This window comes from Dyadobacter pollutisoli (genome assembly GCF_026625565.1).
GTDB classification, from domain to species: Bacteria; Bacteroidota; Bacteroidia; order Cytophagales; family Spirosomataceae; genus Dyadobacter; species Dyadobacter pollutisoli.
In genome coordinates this window covers 5,137,756-5,159,795 of sequence record NZ_CP112998.1, presented here as the reverse complement: position 1 = coordinate 5,159,795, position 22,040 = coordinate 5,137,756, and the positions used below count along the sequence as shown (strand labels likewise).

At 44.5% G+C, this 22,040-nt stretch carries 11 protein-coding genes; 5 read left to right on the top strand and 6 right to left on the bottom strand.

All coding sequences use genetic code 11. From position 1 onward, the window contains the following. Positions 1-305 precede the first annotated feature (305 nt). The 5 genes from ON006_RS20970 (at position 306) to ON006_RS20950 (ending at position 12,237) form a co-directional block, all read left to right on the top strand. Entirely contained in the window at positions 306-3,359 is a 3,054-nt protein-coding gene (locus tag ON006_RS20970) for a SusC/RagA family TonB-linked outer membrane protein (RefSeq protein ID WP_244823814.1), read from the top strand. An 18-nt stretch (positions 3,360-3,377) separates the two neighbouring features. After that, complete coding sequence (locus ON006_RS20965) at positions 3,378-4,868, top strand: RagB/SusD family nutrient uptake outer membrane protein (protein ID WP_244823813.1); 1,491 nt, start codon at positions 3,378-3,380, stop codon at positions 4,866-4,868. Between the two features lie 121 nt (positions 4,869-4,989). After that, complete coding sequence (locus ON006_RS20960) at positions 4,990-5,532, top strand: hypothetical protein (protein WP_244823812.1); 543 nt, start codon at positions 4,990-4,992, stop codon at positions 5,530-5,532. Next, complete coding sequence (locus ON006_RS20955) at positions 5,533-8,868, top strand: VCBS repeat-containing protein (RefSeq protein ID WP_244823811.1); 3,336 nt, start codon at positions 5,533-5,535, stop codon at positions 8,866-8,868. Positions 8,869-8,904: 36 nt separating this feature from the next. Further along, a complete protein-coding gene (locus ON006_RS20950) occupies positions 8,905-12,237 on the top strand; it encodes a VCBS repeat-containing protein (RefSeq protein ID WP_244823810.1) in 3,333 nt (1,110 codons plus the stop codon). Here ON006_RS20950 and ON006_RS20945 read toward each other — a convergent pair whose 3' ends face one another. The 6 genes from ON006_RS20945 to ON006_RS20920 form a co-directional block, all read right to left on the bottom strand. Then, positions 12,238-14,631, bottom strand: a complete 2,394-nt coding sequence (locus ON006_RS20945) for a TonB-dependent receptor (protein WP_244823809.1) — start codon at positions 14,629-14,631, stop codon at positions 12,238-12,240. It lies immediately after the preceding gene. 15 nt (positions 14,632-14,646) lie between these two features. Then, the gene (locus tag ON006_RS20940; RefSeq protein ID WP_244823808.1) at positions 14,647-15,858 is read right to left on the bottom strand and encodes a DUF4249 domain-containing protein; all 1,212 of its coding nucleotides are present in this window, start codon (positions 15,856-15,858) and stop codon (positions 14,647-14,649) included. Position 15,859: 1 nt separating this feature from the next. Then, positions 15,860-18,601 carry a TIM-barrel domain-containing protein gene (locus ON006_RS20935; RefSeq protein ID WP_244823807.1) on the bottom strand — a complete coding sequence of 914 codons (2,742 nt, stop codon included), beginning with the start codon at positions 18,599-18,601 and terminating at the stop codon, positions 15,860-15,862. 95 nt (positions 18,602-18,696) lie between these two features. After that, on the bottom strand, positions 18,697-19,701 hold the full coding sequence (locus ON006_RS20930) for a hypothetical protein (RefSeq protein ID WP_267609896.1): 1,005 nt from the start codon (positions 19,699-19,701) through the stop codon (positions 18,697-18,699). Between the two features lie 81 nt (positions 19,702-19,782). Next, positions 19,783-20,979, bottom strand: coding sequence for a hypothetical protein (locus tag ON006_RS20925; RefSeq protein WP_244823805.1), 1,197 nt, complete (start codon positions 20,977-20,979; stop codon positions 19,783-19,785). A 227-nt stretch (positions 20,980-21,206) separates the two neighbouring features. Next, on the bottom strand, positions 21,207-21,995 hold the full coding sequence (locus ON006_RS20920) for an SDR family oxidoreductase (RefSeq protein WP_244823804.1): 789 nt from the start codon (positions 21,993-21,995) through the stop codon (positions 21,207-21,209). Positions 21,996-22,040: the final 45 nt, after the last annotated feature.

The following is a 22,040-nucleotide window of genomic DNA, read 5'->3' as shown; positions in this document are numbered from 1 at the left end:
CCCGGATGTGACTGTATTTGTACTTCTCAAATAAGGCTGTTGTACTATAATTGGAAATCTAGTCGATTTGTTAAATAAGGTGAATTTTATGCACATTTTTCAGAGAGGTGCTATTGTATTATCCGAGTTATTTATATTATTTTGTATGTAACCAACTGTGATATTTATACTAATTCACGTATTTGTTCATGAAAATGGGCTTTTGGGCAGCCTTATAGCTTTTTTTGATGAATGGATGTGACAATGTTAAAATGATACAATTGCAGTTCGACATTTACCTAATTAATATCTAACCTATGATGAAAATGTCCATTTTTCTACTTCGTCAACATGATCCGCACCGTAAAAATAACGGTCTGGCAAAGTTAAGACCATCGACTGGCAGAGCAGGGCTTCTGGCAGTATTGTTGATGCTGATCAGTACTACAATGAGCGTAATGGCTCAGGATGTGAGTGTATCCGGTAAGGTAACGGATGCCAAAACAGGAGGTATTCCAGGTGTTACTGTAACACTCAAAGGAAGCACCCGGGGAACCAATACGGATGTGGAAGGCAATTACCAGATCACTGTTCCGGGAAATGCAACATTATCTTTCAGCGCAATTGGCTATGAAACACAGGATGTTGCGGTTGGAAATAAATCAGTAGTGAATGTAGTCCTTTCGGAGGATGTTAAGGCCCTGGAAGAAGTGGTGGTTGTAGGGTACGGAACGGTGAAGAAAAAGGATGCAACCGGCGCTGTTTCAGCTTTGGGATCCAAGGATTTCCAGAAAGGGATTGTAACCTCACCTGAGCAGCTGATGCAAGGCCGCGTTGCTGGTGTGCAGATCACCCAGTCCAGCGGCGAGCCGGGCGGTGGTATCAATGTTCGTATCCGTGGTACGTCGTCTGTACTTGGTGGTAATAACCCTCTTTTTGTTATCGACGGTGTGCCCCTTAGCGGAGATAATACGTCAAGCGGAGGTGATAACCAGGGTGTTGGTCGTCAGCCTGCGAAAAACCCGTTGAACTTCCTGAATCCGGATGATATTGCCAGCATGGACATTCTTAAAGATGCTTCTGCGACGGCGATTTACGGTTCTCGCGGTGCCAATGGTGTTGTTTTGATTACCACCAAAAGAGGTAGAGGAAAAGGCGCGCTGGACTACGGGTATTCTGTTGGTTTCAGTAACATCACCAAAAAATACGATTTGCTCAATGCTGCGGAATACAAAGCAGCCGGTGGACAGGATCAGGGAGCGAATACTGACTGGCAAGACTTGTTGTTCAGAACGGCATTGACCCACCAGCATAACCTGTCGTATGGTGGCGGAGACGCCTCAGGTAACTACCGGTTTTCGCTGGGATATTTGAACCAGGACGGTATCGTGGAAACTTCCAATGTAAAACGATATAGTGTAGGTTTCAGCGGAAATAAGAAATTCATCAACGATAAATTGACGATCGGAAGCAACCTGAATTTTGCAAATACGCAGGATACGGGCGTTCCTATCTCGGAAAATATCGGTTTTGAAGGAGATTTGATGGGTAGCATATTGAAAGCAAACCCGACCCGCGCGGCTTACAAGAACGACTCATTGAACCAGTCGACAACTACGGAGCCTAACCCGCTCGCTTTCGTGAAACTTTCAAAAGATTACAGTAACACGTTGCGTGCGTTGGGTAACATCAATGCGGAGTTTGAAATTTTTACCGGCCTTAAATTCAAAACGGTTCTTGGTTTTGACAAATCTATGTCGTCGAGAAAGCAGGCATATTCAAGAGACCTTGTGGTGTCTGGGATTGAGAAAATTGGTCGTGTGTATATCCGCGATGTGGAAAGTGATAACAAATTGTGGGAAAACTATTTCACCTATGAAAAGGAGTTTGGTAAAATATCGCTGAACGCATTGCTAGGTTACTCATACCAAAGTTTCGAAAATAGCAGCAAAAATGTAGCTGCCGCTAATTTCAGGACGAGCAATCTTGACTTGATGATTAATAACCTGGGTATTGCAGGAACGGTTAACGTAAAAAATGAAACTTCACTTTCGAGTGTTGGTTCGGTCGTTCAAAATTCCAGCTATGTGAAGGATGAACTGCAATCGTACTTCGGACGTGTGAATTTGGGCTTTGGTAGTAAATACCTGTTCACAGGTACATTGCGTGTGGATGGGTCTTCCAAATTCGGTGGAAACAACAAGTATGGTTATTTCCCATCCGGTGCATTCAAATGGAAACTGGTTGAAGAAGATTTCGTGCCCAAGACAGTATTTACCGATCTTTCTTTAAGAGTAGGTTATGGTGTTACCGGTAACCAGGCAATTCCTCACAACGTATACGATAGAAGGGACCGTTACAGTGACTACGTGATCAACCAGGCAGGTGATGCGATCACTGGCGGTGGCTTGAATGCGGTTGCGTTTAACAATCCTGATTTGAAATGGGAATCGACGGCTGCATTCAACCTGGGTCTTGATTTTTCTATCCTGAAAGGAAGGCTTTCAGGTAGCATCGATGTTTACAACAAAAGTACAAAAGATCTGCTGTTCAAAGTGGTAGCAGCTCAGCCTGCCCCGAACCCGTTTGTATATCGTAATTTGGATACGGATATTCAGAACCGTGGTATAGAGTTGGCTCTGAATGCTGTTGTGGTGGACGGTAAGAAGTTTTCGTGGGAAGTGCTGTTTAACGCGTCATACAACAAAAACCTTGTTAAAAACCTGATCGGTACATATGATACCGGTGAGATCAACGGACAGGGCTTATCTGGTGCATTTGCACAACGTTTGGCAGAAGGACAACCATTATTCGCTTACTTCCTGCGTGAGTTCGGCGGATTTGATGAAAATGGAAACTCTATTTATCCCAATGGAGACTTTCAGCAATTCCTGGGAGGAAAAAGCCCGCTGCCAAAAGTTAATGCCGGTTTGACGAATAATCTAAAATATGGTAATTTTGATCTGAGCATTTTCTTCAACGGTGTATTCGGTAATTACCTTTATTCCAATACGGCTAATGCATTCTTTACACAAGGATCATTTTCTAACGGACGTAATGTTACAAAGGACGTGATCGGCAACGGCGAAGGTGCATTGAATGCTCCTGACGTATCAACCCGCTTCCTGCAGAAAGGAGATTTCATCAGAATGCAGAACTTTACCCTGGGCTATCGTATCCCGATGAAAAGCAACAAGATCCTTAATAACGCAAGAATCTTCGTTACAGGACAGAATTTGTTTACGATTACAAAATACGATGGACAAGATCCTGAGGTTAGCACGAACAAGTCGCTTAATGATATCCCATCATTTGGTATTGACTATACAGCGTACCCGAGAGCAAGAACATGGACGGCAGGTATAAATGTCTCATTCTAATTTCAAATTGTTAAGAAGATGAAAACCAGTAAAATATACAAGATAATCGTTGCGGGGATGAGCATTGCTGTTTTTTCAGCTTGCACAGACCTTGTCACCGAAGAGAAAGATTCGGTGGTGAACAAATCGGCTGATGGCAAATTTGCGCCGGTCAACGTTTCCGAAGCACTTGCTTCAGCTTACAAAGACTTGTCCACTTACTCCGACCAGGCAGGGATTTACGCCCTCGGCGAGCACACGACAGCTGAAATGATCCCGCCAACGCGTGGTGTGGACTGGGGTGATAATGGTGTGTGGCGTACATTGGACCAGCATACCTGGGACGCTTCCCACTCCTATATCCTAAGCGCATGGAATGCATTGAACCAGAGAGCTTATAAGGCTACCGAGATCATCGCTTCTAATCCTACTGCAGTACAAAAAGCAGAAGCTCAGTTTTTGAGAGCATATAATATGTACTGGGTAATGGACTACTGGGGCGTTGTTCCTTTCCGTGAAGTAACACAAGGTGTGAATGACCTTCCCAAAGTACTGACTCGCTCAGAGGCATACGACTACATCATGAAAGACCTGGAAGAAGCACTTCCGAACCTTCCGAAAAAAGGACCGAGCGTAACGAATGGTACGGCTTCAAAAGCGGCAGCGAATTTCCTTCTTGCCAAAATGGTCTTGAATAAAGCAGTGTATAAAAGCGCCGCTCCGGAAGGTCCATATACATTCGACAAGGCTGATATGGATAAGGTAGTGGCTTATGTTGATGCCATTACAGCTGATGGATATGCGTTAGAGAAAGATTATTTCGCAGCATTTTCTGCAAGCGCAAAAACAGAGCCTATTTTCAATGTGCAGGAAGGAACAGCTCAAAACCGCTGGTTCATGACCCTGCACTATGGTCAAAACCCATCGGGCTGGAATGGATTTGCAACCCTGGCGGACTTCTACGATACTTTTGAAGCAAAAGACTCCCGTATCGGTGCGCCTGGAAAAAGAGATGGTTCACAGTTCTCTGGTATCGGTACAGGTTTCCTGATCGGGCAGCAATATGACGACAAAGGTGCGGTAATCATTGATAGTCGTACCCAGAAGCCATTACAGTTTACCAAAGATGTGCCTTTGTCCGGTGCTGCAACGGATAAAGGGATCCGGGTTATCAAATATCACCCTGCAAACTCAGGTAAATACCTGTTAATGCGCTATGCAGAGGCTTACTTGATGAAAGCTGAGGCGCTACTGAGAGGGGGAAATGCAGCAGCGGCGTTAACACAGATCAATGCGCTGAGAACAATGCGTGGTGCCACTGCACTCGCTTCGTTAACAGAGGCTAATCTGTTCGACGAGATCGGAAGAGAGCTTTATTGGGAAGGTGGTAAAAGAACTACCGAGATCCGTTTTGGTAAATTCACTACCGGGCTCGGTACCTCTGTGAAAGAAGCCTACACTGTATTGTACCCAATTCCTTCTGCTGCTTTGGTGTCTAATGCCAATTTGGTTCAGAACAAGGGATATTAATTTTTTTAATTTATTTTTTGTCAGAGATGCCCGCAGTTTCCGGGCATCTCTGTTTTTTATTAGATATCAAATGATCCGTTCATTGCTATTAAACGTTGTCTTTATATTGACAGCTTGTTTTTTGAATTCATGCCAAAGTCAGGATGCGGTAAAAGAAAAATCGGAGGAGATTTTCAGGACCTTAAAAAATAATGAAGCGCGCATTCTTGTTAGAATCGGTGACAAAGAATTTTACAGCCCGGAAAGCGTTTTTACAGGACAGATCCTGATGTCAGACAACATGATGAGTATGACATTGACCGATCAGTTCGAAGGAAAAACGATCATTAACCTGGGAAGTAAGAAATGGTTTTCCAAAAAGCCAGTCCATGAGCTGATCAATGCCGAAAACCAGGTTAGTACCAATGTTAAAATGGGCAAAATTGTAGATAGGGAGAAAATGATCGGGGAAGGTTATATGATGGCATACGGTGAAATCACGGCTGTGGAATTTTTAAAAGATAAAATGGTTTTCAAGATAATGGGTAAGGTGGGGAAGTATAGTGATTTTCAACAACCCGACAAGTATCTGCCGGCAGAGGGAATTATTGTTTATAAAAAACCGGCAGTTAGTTTCGGAAATGTTACTGAAAACGAAGTTTTTAGCTCCACGACTTCTAATTAAATGATAGAGAAAATAAAAAGTCCCGCCGTAGCGGGAGCCCTTCTGGTTCAGGCTTTGCTTTTTTTGTCTTGCAATAAATCCGAGAAGCAGGAAGGATTATTTAAAGAACTGGGTGCATCGGAAACCGGGATCGACTTTGTAAATAAGGTCGAGGACCGCGAGGATATTAATATTTTCAACTACCGGAATTTCTACAATGGTGGTGGTGTCGCGATCGGAGATATTAACAATGACGGGTTGCCCGATATTTATTTCACCGCCAACATGGGTGAAAATAAACTGTACCTCAATAAAGGCAACTGGAAATTTGAAGATATCACTGAGAAAGCGGGAGTGGCCGAACCTACGAAGTGGAGCACCGGCGTGGTGATGGTGGATGTGAACGGCGATAAGCTGCTGGACATTTATGTTTGCAATGCAGGGTATCAGAAGTTTGTGAATAAGCAAGGGAATTCGCTTTACATAAATAATGGCGACCTCACTTTTACGGAATCGGCAGCGAAGTATGGCCTGAACGAGTCAGGGTACACGACACATGCGGCGTTTTTGGATTATGACATGGACGGCGACCTGGATGCCTATATCCTGAATAACAGCTTTATACCGGTCAATACCCTTAACTATGCCAATGACCGCAATTTGAGGGCCAAAGATTGGCCCGTCAAAGATTTTTTAAAAGGCGGAGGCGATAAGCTGCTTCGTAATGATAATGGCAAGTTCGTGAATGTGAGCGAAGAAGCAGGGATTTATGGAAGTCTCATTGGATTCGGACTTGGTGTGACGGTAGGCGACATTAATGGCGACCAGTATCCAGACATTTATGTTTCCAATGATTTTTATGAGAGAGATTATTTCTATATCAATCAAAAGGACGGCACGTTTTCAGAGGAACTTGAAAAACGCATTAAACACACCAGTCTGGCGTCAATGGGTGCTGATATGGCGGACATCAACAACGACGGATATCCCGAGCTCTTTGTAACGGATATGCTTCCCCGCGACGAACATCGGTACAAAACCAGCACTTCATTCGAAAACCATTACTTGTTCAATCTGAAAAAGGAAAAGGGCTTTCATAATCAATACATGCAGAATAGTCTGCAATTCAATAACCAGGATGGTACATTCAGTGAAATCTCGAACTACTCAGGCGTTGCTGCAAGTGATTGGAGTTGGGGCGCCTTGTTGTTTGATGCAGACAATGATGCCCTGACAGATATTTACGTAAGCAATGGCATTAACCATGACATTCTTGACCAGGATTTTATCGATTTTTTTGCCAATGAAGTGACTCAGAAAATGGTCATGTCAGGGGAAAAACAGAACATGCAAGACATTATCGACAAGATGCCTTCTAACCCGATTGCGAATAACTTCTTTCACAATGAAGGTAATTTGAAGTTCGAGGAACGGGGCGAAGAATTTGGCCTCGGGGCAAAATCTTTTTCCAACGGCGCCGCTTATGCAGATCTGGACAATGATGGTGATCTGGACCTGGTTGTTAACAATGTGAACCAGCCCTGTTTTGTATATAAAAACCAGGCGGAACAAAAACAGAACCATTATGTCAAGCTGAAACTGACCGGTGAGGGAAAAAATACGTTTGCGATCGGAGCTAAAATCGAGGTTTACGCGGGTAATCAGATTTTTAGCAAACAACTCAATCCAGCGCGAGGTTTCCAATCGAGCACCGAGTATCCGATGACCATTGGATTGGGGAAAATTTCGCAGATTGACTCGGTGCGCATCATGTGGCCTAGCCGGAAAGTGACGAAGGTGGGAAAGTTTAAATCAGATACTACATTAAATTTTTCCGTCAAGGACGCGGCGGATGTGGTCGTGTTGCCTATCAACAAAAACATAACACCTTTAACCGCCATCGCGGGGAATGGGTTTGATGCCCACAAGGAAGACAGATACGAAGACTTTTATAATGAAAGAAATATTCCCGTCATGCTGTCGCAGGAAGGCCCGAAGGCTGCGATCGGCGATGTGAATGGAGACGGTACCGACGATGTTTACATTTGCGGTGGCAAAGGACAGGGAGGGCAGCTTTATTTGCAAAAAGGTGGTTCATTCGTCAAATCTGTCCAAAAAATTTTTACCGAACTGGCCGGTTTTGAGGATACAGCCGCTTCTTTTTTCGACGCGGACGGTGATGGGGACAAGGATCTGATCGTAGGAAGCGGAGGAAATGAAACGCTGGTAACCAGCCCCGACCTGCCAACCCGGCTCTATTTGAATGACGGTAAAGGTAATTTCGCGATCAATACCAGGGCATTGCCACCCAATTCAATGAATACGGCCGTTATCGCAACACATGATTATGACGGAGATGGTGATATAGATCTTTTTGTAGGTAGCCGGAGTGTGCCCCGTGAATATGGATCAAGTCCGAGAAGCTATCTTTATCAGAACGACGGAAAAGGTGTTTTCAAGGATGTAGGAAAGGAAATTGCCCCTCAGTTTTTGAAATTAGGCATGATCCGGGACGCTTCCTGGGCGGATGTGGATGGCGACAAAATCAGGGAACTGATCGTGGCGGGCGATTGGATGGCTCCTGTGATTTTCAAATACCAGGGAGGCAAGTTTGTGAAAATGGAAACTGGTTTCGATGCCTACGCGGGTTTCTGGGGCTGCATCAAGGTGGCTGATATGGACGGTGATGGCGATCAGGACATTGTCTTGGGTAATATCGGCGAAAATTTTTCGCTGAGGGCCTCTGAAAAGTTACCTATGAAGATTTGGATCAATGATTTCAACAAAAACGGGACCATTGAGAAAGTGATTACCAAAGTCGTCGATTCCAAAGACGTACCTATCCTTTTGAAACGAGAATTGACAACACAGTTTCCGTTGTTAAAAAAGAACAGTTTGAAACATTCCGAATACGCGACGCGGTCTATTCAGGATCTGTTTCCGGAGGATATGCTCAAATCCGCTGTGGAAAAATCGGTGACGTACCTGCAATCTGCTATTGCTGTGAATGACGGAAAAGGTCACTTTAAACTCACAGAGCTACCCTATATGGTCCAGATTTCCTGCCTGAATGCAATCCAGACGCAGGATGTAAATCATGATGGAAAACAAGACCTGATTGTGGGCGGTAATTTCACCCATTTTATCCCACAGCTGGGTAGCCTGGACGCGTGCCGCGGCAATGTGCTGATCAACAGGGGGAATATGAAATTTGATGTTTTACTGAGTAATCAAAGCGGTTTTGCGATTGATGGCGAGGTAAAGCAGATCAGTCCGATTACTATTCAGGGAGCACCATATCTGATCAATCTTGTCAACAATGCTGCGCCGGTCTTGTTCAAAATCAACAAACTGTAAAAACACATCGTTTTGTTCTTCAAATTTTCCATACGCTTGCTTCAACCTGTTTACAGTATTCTGCTGGTCAGTTTATGCTGGACCGGTTTGTCCTGTTCCAAAGAGAAAGGTGTGCAGGACTACCATTTTGACCTGCTAACTTCCGAAAAAACCGGTATCGATTTTTCCAATACATTGAAACCCACAAAGGAATTCAACATTTTCTACTACATGTATTTTTACAATGGTGGCGGTGTTGGAGCCGGAGATTTGAACAATGACGGGTTGGTTGATCTCTGTTTTTCAGCGAATCAGGAGCCGAACCGGATTTACTTGAACAAGTCGGGGATGAAGTTTGAGGACATTACCGAAAAGGCGAATTTCAAAGGAGGGAAAGGTTGGTCCAACGGCGTGTCCATTGTGGACATCAATCAGGATGGCATGCTGGACATTTATATTAGCCAGGTGGGCGATTTTGAATCCATGAAAGGCCATAATTTGCTTTTCGTATGTCAGGAAATTACGAAGGAAGGCATTCCGGTGTATGCTGAAAAATCAAAAGAGTACGGACTGGATCTGGTCGTTTTCGGAACACAGGCCATGTTTTTTGACTATGACCTGGACGGTGACCTGGACATGTTTCAGCTCAATCATTCGGTTCACCAGAATGGCACATTTGGCCGGAGGGCGCTTTTTGAAAATACCCGTCATCCATTGGCGGGTGACAAGCTTTTTAGAAATGACAATGGCAAATATGTGGAAGTTACCAAAACCACTGGCATTCACAGCTCAGCCCTGGGTTATGGGCTCGGGTTGGGCGTAGGCGACCTCAATTTTGACGGATACCCTGATATGTACATTGGAAACGACTTCCACGAGAATGATTATCTGTATATCAATCAAAAAAACGGGTCTTTTCGCGATATGACGGACTCGTCGCTGATGCATACCAGCCAGTTCTCAATGGGCGTGGACATTGGTGATCTTAACAATGATATTTTCCCCGAAATCGTATCGCTTGATATGCTTCCTTCTGACTATGAGATCCTTAAAAAATCGGAGGGAGAGGATATGTACAGTATTTTTCAGTTCAAGATCCGGCAGGGTTACAACTACCAGTTTGCGAGGAACAATTTGCAATACAACAATGGAAACGGCACATTCAGCGAAATAGGAATGTATTCCGGCGTTCATGCGACCGACTGGTCGTGGGCGGCGCTTTTTACGGATTTTGATAATGATGGCCTGAAAGATCTTTTCATTTCAAACGGCATTCCGAAACGCATGAACGATACCGACTATATCAAGTTTGTAGCCGATGATGTGGTACAGGAGAAGATCAGGAACAAAAACTTCGATGAAAACGACCCGGGCCTGGCCGATAAGCTGCCGGAGATCAAGCTACCCAATAAATTCTTTTCCAATCAGGGCGATCTGGCTTTCAAGGATTGGGCGGGTTCAATTAAAAACGATCAGGTTTCTTATTCCAATGGATCGGTATATGCGGATCTTGACAACGATGGCGACCTGGACATTGTGACCAATAACATTAATGAAAAGGCATTTATCTACGAAAATCTGGGTGACCAGAAGTCGGCAAGGAATGAATTTACAAGAGTTTATCTGAAAGGAGCCAAAGGAAACCTCAATGCGATCGGTACCAAATGTCTTGTCTTCAAAAAGGATAAAGTCATTAGTATGGAGAAGTTTCCGGTACGTGGTTTCCAATCAAGTATGGAGGTTCCCTTGAATATTGGTTTGGGAAAAAAGACTGACGTAGATTCAATGGTGGTGATATGGCCTGATAGTCATTACCAAGTGCTGAAAGGAAACGACATAAAAGACTCGCTGTCATTAAGTTATCAAGCCAACCTTCCTGTTTTTAACTACCAAAAGTTTAAAGATCAAAGAGCCGACAAGTCGTATTCCTATGAGGATATCGCTGCTAAGCTGGGCGTCGATGTGAAACACGAAGAGAACAATTTTGTAGAATTCGACCGTAATTCATTGATCCCGTTCGAAGTAACCGGAGATGGGCCGGCGCTTGCAGTGGCGGACATTAACCACGACGGGCTGGAAGATATCTTTGTAGGATCATCCAAGAAGCTCAGAAACCATTTGTTTCTGCAAAACGCTGATGGCAAATTCAGAGAATCCATTCAGCCTGCATTGACGAAAGATAGTACCTACGAGGAAGTGGATGCGGAATGGACGGACGTAAACCGCGACGGGCATCCCGACCTGGTGGTGGCCAATGGCGGAAATGAGTATTACAATAACTCGGAGTACCAGATGCCACGCGTTTACCTGAACGACGGAAAAGGCAACCTAGGTCCCAAAATTGACGCTTTTCCCAATGTATACGTCTCTGCTTCCTGCGTCATTCCATTTGATTTTACAGGCGATGGCGTGGTTGACCTGTTTATTGGCGGCCGCGCGGTACCGCTTAATTATGGTGAAATACCGAGGTCCTATTTATTGAAAAACGATGGTACTGGCCGGTTTACGGATGTTACGAATCAGTATGCCAAAGATCTGGCTACCATTGGCTATGTAAAAAATGCCAAACTTGCTGATATGGATAAGGACGGCGACCAGGATCTCGTCATTGCATTGGAATGGGACGGGATTTGCATGATGCAGAACAATGGAAAAAGTTTCTCCAAAAAGATGCTGACCGATAAAAAGGGCTGGTGGAATTTTGTCATGCCTTTTGATTTTGATGGAGATGGCGATGCAGATATTCTGGCTGGTAACCTCGGATTAAATAGCCGGTTGAAAACTAGCGCGGAAGAACCAATTAAAATGTATGTCAATGATTATGACGGCAATGGGAGGAATGAGCCGATCCTGACGTACTATCTGAATGGCAAGGAGGCGCTGTTCCCGACCAAGCTGGAAATGGAGAAACAGATGCCGGTGATCCGAAAAAAATACATTTATGCTACCCAATTTGCAAAGGCAAGCCTTTCTGATCTGGTCGGGGAGGAAAAATTAGAGGCGGCACAAACGCTTTCAGCGGATTATTTTCAAAACGCGGTGTTGGTGAACGATGGCAAAGGCAACTTTACATTAAAGCCATTGGGCTATCGGGCGCAATGGACTCCATTCTACGACGCTCAGATTATTGATGCAAATGGTGATAAATTGCCTGACGTGCTCATTATGGGTAATTTTTATAACTGCAACATTCAAATGGGCCGGTACGACAGCGACTACGGAACGGTACTGATCAACAATGGCAACTGCAATTTCACTGCGGGGCCGTTGAATGGTTTGTCAGTGAAAGGACAGGTTAAGAAGCTCCGAAAGATCAAGCTAAAAAACGGGGAGGCAGTCGTCGCTGCACGGAATAATGATAAACTCGTGGTGATTAGCCGCAAGAAATAATTACAGCACAAAATTATAGGAAACCGACACGATCGGTGTGGCGAAGATGTTGAGCTGGTAGCTTTTTGTGACCGCATTCTCCGTTTTGAAAAACACAGAATAAGCATTTTTTCTGGCGTACAGATTGTAAACAGAGAATGTCCAGTGACCCTGCCATTTTCGATTTTTCATGCTGGGATTGTAAATGTTCCATGCAAAATCGAGCCGGTGATAGTCAGGAATGCGTTTATTGTTACGCTTATCGTAAAACGGATAGATGTTATTCTGGTAATTGATAAAACCAATGGGTTCGGTATATGGCCTGCCGGTACTGTATGCAAATGTAAAACCAAATGAATTGTGACTGTCAATGGTCAGGTCCAGAGATGCATTGAAGCTATGCGGTTTGTCGTAATTGGCCGGGTACCAGCCGCCGCGATTAACGAGTTCAATCGGCTCTGCGCCCTCGTTCACAATGTTCAGGGATCTTGCAAATGTATAATTTGCCCAGCCTTTCACATTCCCTTTCTTTTTGGTGAGCATCAGTTCCAGACCGTAGGATTTGTTCCGGCCTTGTACCAGCTGGGTTTCGGGATATTGCTGCAAAAGGAAGTCTGCCCCAGGTTTGTAATCAATGATGTTATTGGCCACCCGGTAATAACCTTCCACCGACATTTCATAAATATCCGTATTGAATGACTGATAATAGCCTGCCGTAAACAAGTTGCTAATCTGCGGCTTGATGTGCGTATCGCTGGTTTTCCACCGCGAAGTAGGAATGGGTGTGGCCGTATTGGAAACCACCTGAATGTACTGACGCATCAGATTGTAGCCAAATTTGAGCGAAATGTGGTCATTCAAAGCATACCGTAACCCAATACGCGGCTCGAAGCCACCATAGGATTTAGAAACTTCACCATTACCATAAACCGTGGAATCAACCACTGAAAAATCGTCTCTGGGCTGATCGGACAGATAATTCCTGACAACGGATTTGCCGATTGCCATAAAACGGGAGTAACGCAGACCGACGGATAGTGCCAGGTTTTTGGAAAAATTAATCTCATCATCCGCATACCATGCGATTTCGTTAGCTCTTTCGGTAGGCGTGGAAATGTAATTGACGCTCTTGCTGAGCCCGGGAACTAATGTGCCGGGCCTGATCACATAACTTGTTGCGATAAGGCCGGTTTCGAACTTGTGATTGGCCGGCTGATAGTTAATGTTAGACTTCACCTGCTTTTGTTCTACCGAAGACCGCAGCTTGACCACATTGCCATTTTCCTTTTCGGCAGTACCTATTTCCGGGGCATATCGGGCAAAAATGACGGAGGTTTGCAGGTTCAGCTTCGGCGAAATCACATGCAGCCAGCGCAAACTGGAATTTGCGGTAATATGTTTGTAATGCGTATCGTCGCCAACAACATTGGGCAGGTTAGTCAGCAGATCCGTTTTGAAATAATCATTACTGTAATACCCCATTAACGTAATAGTATTCCGCTCATTGACCCGCCAGAAAGACTTGGTCGATAGCTCTCCGAATTTGGCCCGGATGTTATTGAGCCGTTTATCGAGTTTGGGTAAAATAAAATCATTGAACGCCCCGCGACCGGCGATATAAATGCCCAGCTTTCCCTTAATAATCGGCGCGTCGACCATTAACCGGTTCGAAACCAGGCTGATACCGCCTGATAATTTTAGTTTTTCAAGGTTGGGATTTTTGGTAGAGATATCCAGCACCGACGCGACCCTTCCGCCGAAGCGCGCGGGCACATTGCCTTTGTATAGATCCAGACTGTTGACGGTATTGGGTGGAATAACCGAAAACAAGCCGAACATGTGGGTCGGGTTAAAAATGGGTGTGTCGTCCAGCAATATCAGCGTCTGGTCAGTGGTACCGCCGCGAATGTTCACACCATTGGAGGCCTCGCCGACGCTGGAAACACCGGGTAACATCTGCAAGCTGCGCAGAATATCGAGCTCCCCGAATGCAGAGGGCAGTTTTTCCAATGTTTTGATATTGATCTGAAGAGCACCAAGAATGGGTTGCCGGATCGTTTGGTCAAAGCCTTTGCTGGTAATGATCACTTCCTCCAATTGACTGGAAGTAGTCGTCAGGAGGACGTCCAGATTAATTTTTCGGGTACCTTCTTCGATATATTTTTTGAATGAACCATAACCAATGTGCCGGATCACGATCACATGATCACCCGACGGCAGATTGAACGAAAAGTTGCCTTTGTCATCTACTTTAGCCTCTGACCAGCTTTTACGGTAGTCAATGACAATGGAAGCACCGGGTAGCGGCGCCAATGTAGCCGAATCCCTGACCGTACCGGTAATGGTAAGTCCTTGGGAACGGGCGCCCACAGTCGTAAGTATTATCAGCAATAACAGAAAGTAAAGTCTTTTCATTGGGCTAATGATGCACTAGGGTGTCCATTTCCAGTCCTTTGGTAAAAATGGTGTCCGTGAGCTGTTCCTTTTACAAATGGCAACCGGAATAAATGGCCGCTCCGCCGACCGCTCTTCACGGATAGGGTCGCGGTTATGAATGGTTTTGAACAACTGGTTCAGTACTGCCGCGTTGTTAATGTTTTTTCGCCAGAGCATAGTTCGGTATTCAGCCACGGATGATGCCGTGAAGAAGCCAATGACGAGCTCATTTTTGTTGTTCACATTCATAACATTTCCCTGGATCGGGGCGGGCGGAGTGTCGGCCAATGTACCGGAATTAACGGCCTGGTCTTGAATAAGTTTCAGGAAACGATATGCATTGGGCGTCAACGAATTCTGTTGCAGGCTTACCATGCAGGGATTGGACTGGAGTAATGGAATTTGTGCAACCAGCTTGTCTTTTTGGGTCTGTCCATTGGTATAAATATCGGAGAAAATAGTGATGTCTTTGCTGTAAAAAATATCCCAGCAGAGGTCTTCACAAGTATAGTCATATACATTGTTGAACTTCAATGTCAGGTCTTTAAAGCAATCCCCATCGACTCCATTCTCTGCTTCAAAAAGGTAATATTTGCCCTGATTGCAAGTCGCGCAGGTCTTCTGAATTTCCCACAAGGTCCATTGCCAGCGATAGAAATTCCGCTCGGCGGCCGGGTCGTCAAAATCCAGATAAATGTCGTTGCTGGGCGTATACTCGCCATAATACTCGGACAATTTGGGAATTCCTTTTGGATTGAAAACGTCGTAAGCCCTTTTGACAGGGGTTACCGGAAGCATTTTTTCAGCAGAAGACAGATAGCTTTTGCCGTCGTCGGTGTGAAACTGCAATTGGTAAGATTCTCCGACTTTACCCCGGAATGAAAGTGGAAGCCGGTATACTCCGGGTTCGTATTCCGTGAGGTCGTACGACTGGCTTTCGTTGACAATGACCTTTACCTTGGCTTTGGTCATCGGTAATGTCGACAATCCTTTGGTCCAAATCGTTTGTGTAAACTCCGAGCTCTCGTTCGTTGCCTCGGGATTGGTTTTTGAAAGTGTAATGAACTGAGGGCCTTCCATATCGGTGACCACGCCATCCACGACAATGTATTCCTGTGCCGCCCCAAAATTCACACTATATGGTTCCACACAAGCCGATAAGCCTGTGAGTATGAATGTGATGAAAATGGTAAGCCTGTAATTCATGCTATTCAATGACAAATGCTTTGGAATGATAAAAGCCCTGATCGTTTTTCAATTTCAAAATATAGGAACCGCGTACGTCTGGTACTTCAATGGTGAGGTTCAAAATCTTCCCTTTTGCCTGTTTTCCCAGAGCTTCCCGGCGAATTTTCCTTCCTTTTACATTGTAAATTTCCAGCTCATAATTGCCGGTTTGAGGAATAATAGTTTTGACAGAAACCGGTTTGCCTCCTAAGGACGGATTAGGGAATACCGTTAATGTATTTTCCGCAGTGGACGGGTCGATACCCGTGATTACCGACAGACCGTCCCGCACAATGGTAAGAGTGGCGGGGGTTTTGCAATCCCAGTTGTACCGTATTTTCAGTTGCTTTGTCACAAGGTCAAAGTAGGCAATTTCGTTGCCAAAGTCATTCGGGAGGAATACCAAAGGCAGCGACTTACCATTCAAAAGCACGCTGACGGGATTGGAAGTGATGTTTTCTATTTCGTAAAGCATTACTCTTTTGGCAAGAGACTGCGGGTAGTCCTTGGATCGGGTGGTGGTAATGATAATGCTGTCGGTGGAAATGTGACCTTTAAAATCAATGAGCTCATAGTTCCCGTTTTGTAATGTATTCGGGTCAGCGCCATCGTCGTGAAACATGGTGAAAGTAGATGCTGGCACCGAAATGTCCTGGTAAAATTTCACTGTCAGGCTGTCTGACGAATAGTAGTCTGTTGATTTGGTGGTAGTGGATGTCGATATTGGAACAAAACCACCCGCCTTTGCATATACAGGAATGTGATCGACTGTGAGTTTCGGAAAAACGTTACCGCTCACTACCTGATTAGTCCAGAAATCAAACCATTTTCCTGCTGGTAGCGCCACTTTTCGCGAGGGCATCCCATGTAACAGTACTGGGGCTACCAGGAGGTTTTCTCCAAAAAAATATTGATCATTGACATTCCCCATCGCTTTGTCAGCCGTGAAATAATCCATTGGCATACATATCGGACGGCCGGTGGTGCTGTTTTTCCAGGCTAGTGAATAGAGGTAGGGCAGGAGCTGGTACCGGATACCGAGATACTTTTTGACGATACTGTAAAATGGCTCGGTGAGGTTGAATGGCTCCACATTGGATCGCTGGCCGTGCGAGCGCAACACCGGCGTAAATGTGCTGAATTGAAACCATCTGAGATCCAGTTCCTCGTCCTTTTCAGTTTTGTCGGACATGGTCGCAAACCCGCCCGTATCCGAATGCATGTATCCGATGCCCGACATACCTGATTGCAGCATAATGGGAATTTGTAATCTTAGACCGGCCCAGTATCGAGCCACATCGCCACTCCACGGAATGATGCCGTACCGTTGCGACCCCGCCCAGCCGGAGCGGGTGAGATTGAAGAGTCGCCTGGCCGGAAAGTCCTTCCGGAAGTTGTCGTACAGGTTTTTTGACCAAAACAATGGGTATAGATTATGGACCTGCAAAGCCGGTCCAAGTGTATAAATGGCGTCTTTCGGATCGTAGTCCGGCTCGATTTTGTCAGTCCACCAGCCAGCCACGCCTTGTGATGTAAGTCGCTTGTAATTGCCCCAGAGCCAGGCTTGTGCGGCTGGCTTGAAAATGTCCAAAGTAGCGACTGTACCGTTCCAGATAGTTTGCGTGTAGAGTAGATTGCTGCCGGGTTTTTGGGCGAAAAGGGACGCGTTTGCTGCGAAATTATAATTGGATGATTTGGTAGTAATGTAGGGGTCGGTGATGAGAATGGTTTTGACGCCTTTCGAAGCGAGGTTTTTCATCATTTCCGTAGGATTGGGCCAGTTTTTGGCATACCAATCCAGGTTGCCCATCACGGTTTCATCGCCATACCAGTACAGGTCCAGCACCAATGCATCCAGCGGGAATCCCTGTTTCTGCAATGTACTAGCTGCTACGGTGGCTTCGCTTTCGTTTTTATAGCCAAATTTGGACTGAATGTAACCCAGCGCCCAGCGAGGCGGAAGTGGCTGGCGACCGGTCAGTAATGTGTAGTTTTCGAGGATTTCATCATTGTCTGCGCCATTGATCAGGTAGTAGGCCCATTTTCCCTGACTTGCAACCTGAACGGTCAGCTTCGTAGAATCTATCGCGCCTACATACATACGCATGGAACCCGGGAGATCGCTGTCGAAAAGCAGCCCGTACTGATGCGACGCGACGATAAACGGCACATTGAAACTCTGGGATAAACCAGTTGCCTGATCGTAGTAGGCATTTTCATAAGTATTATAAAAATCAAAAGCTTTGCGGTTTAGGTCCGGACCGAACGGGCGGCTTCCAGCACCATGGAAAACGTCTTTTGGGTTAATGTTAAATGCAAAAGTGACGGAGTCCGGTGTTTGTGTGGCTCCTGTGATTTCCTTGATTTTGGTGGTAGTGTCAAATTTTAACGCGACGGTCAGAGGGAATTTGTTGATTTCCAGTGTGCATTGATCTGTTTTGACAAGGAGGGAAGTCTTGGTTTCTTCCACATTGCCAAGCAAATACGAAGGTTTCAAAACGACGGAGTACGAGCTGTCCAGAGAAGGGGAACTTTGTGCAGCCAATGTCTGAACTTTGAAAATCCCTGAATTGAATACTGTTATTTTAAGAATTCCCTTGGTTCCCTGAATTAAAATAGTGTGTTCCGACTTTTTAAAGCTCACAAAATCCCCAGCACCTTGGCCGAAAGACAATATGTTGATGAAGACAAAAAACGGAACAAATAAGTATTTGTATTTCATAGACTTAAAACGACCGACCCCCAGCCCCTCGTTCCTAAATTTAAGTCAAATAAAACAAATTTTCCTTCCTATTGTTTAATTATTTGGAGTGGAGATTAGTCACAATTTTCATAGTTAAATTTCGTGACGGCAGTTACCTTATTTCCAGGATAATCTACTGTGAGCGTAGCTGTTTCAGGAAGACCATTAGGGTGATATTTCCAAAGCGTGTTTTCGATGTAAGGCTCGCGGTCGGGATACGTTACTGTTTTCTTAACGATATTATTCTGCCCATCTGTGGAGTAAAGAATCTTGATGTCATCTGGAATTCCTTTATATCGAGAAGGAATTAGCGCTTCCGGATTTCTGCGGTTATCAAACTGTCGGCTTTCGGAATATTGAAGTTTTGACTGGTAACGGCTTTCTACCAATGTAATATTGTCGTTGGCATCATATTCTATGATTTGTTCAGCCCCTGCATAGGCGCTTCTAATAACCCTTCCTTTTGCATCATATTTGGTATTTTCGGTGTCAGCAAAGACCTTAATTCCATTCTTAAAATATGCAGTTGATTCTGATCCGGTTTCAGATTTTTGTTTTATTGCCTGGACTAGACCTTGGGGATCATATTCATAAGTTTTGGTGAGGTTCGTTTGAAAGGTTTTAGCAAGATAATTATCTCCTTGTACGACGGTAGTATTTTTGTTAAAAGACGACAGAACAAGTTTGTTCGCGTAGGTGAAGGTTGTGATATCATTAATCTCAATTCTACCTTTTTTATAGAAAGGATAATCAAAATATGAAAAGTTACCTTGTTGAAGGATCAATTTATATCGTTTGATCTCCACCAAAAATCCGTCAGCATCGTATTTGAATGTATATTTTTCGTCTTCGCTCTCATTCGACGAAAACGCTGATCCGGGATCTTGATCACGATTTTGCACAACTGTTATAAGCGTCAGTTTACCCTCCTCGTCTTGTTGCAAATGTGACTCATAAGTATAAGTAGTTGTGCCACCCAAAGTTATTTGCTTGGTTAAAGAAGATTTTCCCGTAAACCGGCAATTCTCATTAGGTTCAACTTCGTGGCCTTTTTTATTACATGAAATGGAAAGAACCAAAAAGGCCAGAAAGGTAAATGTAGATCGATAGAGGCGCATTGTTAGCTTTATGAGAATTAAGGATGATGTTGAAATGCTTATTTACAACTTGTAAGTTGCTGAAATACCGACAGTGAACATACGTAGATATTGGTCATAAGTATGCCAGAAAATTGAATGGAATCCACCAAACTGGTTGTCAGGCAATGAAGTGTCGTTCTGAATTTTTGTTAAAAAGGACCTGTTGCGAATTTTCGGGAAAATTCCGCCAATGAATTTTGCGGAAGTATTCAATGTCATACGCTTGCTCAAAGTATAATTGATGCCTAAACCGCTGTTGAACCCGACAAGATATTGTTGACGATCAAGTTTTGACCATCGGTAAAAATAAGTCGTTTCTGCCTGGGGATTGTCCTTAAATCCCGCCGCTTGTTTTATTTCATTCTTCGTCATGAAGGCGAGGGTAGGGCCGAAAAAGACGTATGGCTTAAACTTGCTTTCTTCGGCTTTGGCCAGCAAAACGGTCATAACCAAATCAAGATGAATTGTTTTGGAAGAGAAACCTCTCACTTTGAGAACTGGGTCATATTTTTCGCGTATGTGCGCAGGTTGAGAAAGCGGAAAGCCATGAATACCAGTGCTGTCGATGTTGACGTTTTTCGTGGAGGTCTGATTAATATAAGCCCCCAGATCTATACCGATTCTTCTCGAAAGATTGACCCCCATACGGAGCCCCAATGGAAAGGAGTTGCTGGTAAAAAAAGCTGTTTTGCGATAGTCAACCAGAAAGTCTGCGTAACCTGCATTCAAATCAAAAGCTGTTTTATTGTATCCATAAGCCAGGTATGGGCCAATGTAAACAGTTGTTTTGAATTGATTTAAATTTTCCTGAAAAACGGTAGGCTCGATTCCGTGGGATTGATTAGCATAAACTGTCAAATTAGTTAAGTAACGCGCTGAATAAACAGGTTTTACGTTGGATTTTGCATAGTAAGCCTGCAATACAACCTCGCCAAATATGATGGGCAAGGCCCGCTTCATATGCTGTTGCGAAATAACCAGCATTGAATCATTCTTTTCAATATAAAACAGCTTGTTTCCCTCATTAAAAAGCAAGCTGTAATGTCCTTTAACCAACAGAACAACGAGTGCGGTGCCTTCCCTCAGCGTTTTGCTCGTATAATTCTTCCCGATTTCTGTTTTCACCTCAGCGACGTCCGCAAAGCTTACGGAGCGCTTACCTTCCTTCCCGGCGATTGAAATAGTCTGTTTTTTATGACTAACCGATACTTTTCCCATCAATGGTTTGATCTGGTTCTTTAAGAAAACAGAATCAGACTGGGCAGTTACAGTATTGGAAATTAAAAGAGTATACAAGATCGCAAACAAGAAAACACGTGCAGCAGATATCTGGCAGATTCTGTTTACAGTTTTGGATAGAAGAAACATCAACATTGGCTAAATGAAGTACGGCCAAATGTAATCAAAGTGAACGTAGATATACTTAATAATTTATAAAATTAATACTACAAACCCTCCGTCCTGCCCCCATCCACAGCCAGACTAACCCCACTAATACTACCAGCCGCCGGGCTACAAAGAAATGCTACTGCTGCTGCCACTTCCTTAGCCTCACTGAATCTTCTGATCGGGATGGCTGATTGTAATTCTTTGGCGACTTCTTCTTTGGATTTGTTTTGTGAATTGCTCCTCATTTCCAATACTGCGTCCAGGCGGGACGTTTCGGTGTAGCCTGGCAGTACATTGTTGGATGTAATTCCAAATTGTCCCAGTTCGAGGGATAATGTCTTGGACCAGCTCGCCACTGCTCCGCGAATGGTGTTGGAAACGCCCAATCCAATGATCGGCTGCTTGACAGAAGTACTGATAATGTTGACAATCCTTCCGTAGCCTTCTTTTTTCATGGACGGAACAACAGCCTGCGCCAAAAATTGGTTGTTGATCACATGCATTTGAAATGTCTTCAAAAACTGATCCGGCTCTGCTTCAATGATCGGCCCACCAGACGGGCCACCGGTATTATTGACCAAAATATGTACTTCGGGGCAAAGGCGGAGATAGTTTTGGATCGCGTCTTTTACATTTTCATGATCGGCAAAGTCCGCCACTACATACCGGTGAAGCTGTCCCATGGAAGTGTCCAGATCTTCAACGGCTTCACGCAATTTTTCTTCATTACGGGCCACCAGGGTAACATTTGCCCCGAGTAATGCCAGTTCAATGGCCGAAGCCAGTCCGATTCCCTGGGTGCTTCCGCATACCAAAGCTGTTTTTCCGGTCAGGTCTAGGTTCATAGTTTTTTAGTTTTAAACAGGTTATCCCTTAATCGTATGTCTTTG

Coding starts and splice junctions, on each gene's coding strand:
- ON006_RS20920 (WP_244823804.1), bottom strand. CDS start 21,995: ATGAACCTAGACCTGACCGGAAAAACAGCTTTGGTATGCGGAAGCACC.
- ON006_RS20945 (WP_244823809.1), bottom strand. CDS start 14,631: ATGAAAAGACTTTACTTTCTGTTATTGCTGATAATACTTACGACTGTG.
- ON006_RS20925 (WP_244823805.1), bottom strand. CDS start 20,979: ATGGGAAAAGTATCGGTTAGTCATAAAAAACAGACTATTTCAATCGCC.
- ON006_RS20965 (WP_244823813.1), top strand. CDS start 3,378: ATGAAAACCAGTAAAATATACAAGATAATCGTTGCGGGGATGAGCATT.
- ON006_RS20970 (WP_244823814.1), top strand. CDS start 306: ATGTCCATTTTTCTACTTCGTCAACATGATCCGCACCGTAAAAATAAC.
- ON006_RS20935 (WP_244823807.1), bottom strand. CDS start 18,601: ATGAAATACAAATACTTATTTGTTCCGTTTTTTGTCTTCATCAACATA.
- ON006_RS20940 (WP_244823808.1), bottom strand. CDS start 15,858: ATGAATTACAGGCTTACCATTTTCATCACATTCATACTCACAGGCTTA.
- ON006_RS20955 (WP_244823811.1), top strand. CDS start 5,533: ATGATAGAGAAAATAAAAAGTCCCGCCGTAGCGGGAGCCCTTCTGGTT.